The organism is Teichococcus aestuarii, from assembly GCF_042651065.1.
In the GTDB taxonomy this organism is placed as follows: domain Bacteria; phylum Pseudomonadota; class Alphaproteobacteria; order Acetobacterales; family Acetobacteraceae; genus Pseudoroseomonas; species Pseudoroseomonas aestuarii.
The window spans coordinates 1-560 of sequence record NZ_JBHSCH010000189.1 but is presented as its reverse complement, the minus strand read 5'-3'; the positions used below and the strand labels follow the sequence as shown (position 1 = coordinate 560).

Sequence of the window (560 nt, the reverse complement as noted above, 5' to 3'; positions counted from 1 at the left end):
GGTTTTAACTCGCCAATTTGTTGCTGTTGTATTGAGTTCTGCTCAAGCAACTTTTCTTTTTCTTTCTGTTCTTCAATCCATTTCTCAGCACGTCTTACAGGATCTTCTATCATGTAACTTGCAACAGGTTGTTTGAGTTGTTTTTCCATTTCGTTAAATTTATTGATATACGCCATCTTGAAATCGTTATGACCTTGAATGTTGAACATATATAAAGTGAAACCATCTTTTGTTAGTAAATATTCTTTCAATTTTCTACCAGTACTATCTTTATATTCGTTAGGAATTATTACTGAACCCACATTTGGGCTGAGTAAAATTTTTTCTAAATCTCTAATTACATGAGCGTGTTTTTTTTCTAGTTCTTGAGCAATCACTCGACTAGAAACAACTGCTCCTAATTCTGAATTGTTTTCAATTTGTATTTTTTGTAATGTTTTCATTTGTTATCCTCCTTTAAGTTTTTTGGTGCTCTTTGTTACCATTTTGGTGACATCTAGGTAAAAAAATATCTTCCATATTTTTATTGAATAATTTTGAGATTATAAACATCTCATCTA

At 30.4% G+C, this 560-nt stretch carries 1 protein-coding gene; it reads right to left on the bottom strand.

Going from position 1 to position 560, the window contains the following annotated elements:
* Window positions 1–443, bottom strand: a 443-nt coding sequence (locus tag ACFOY6_RS24300) for a Rha family transcriptional regulator (RefSeq protein WP_379652482.1), incomplete at its 3' end; no start/stop codon positions are given.
* Between the last annotated feature and the right edge of the window lie 117 nt (window positions 444–560).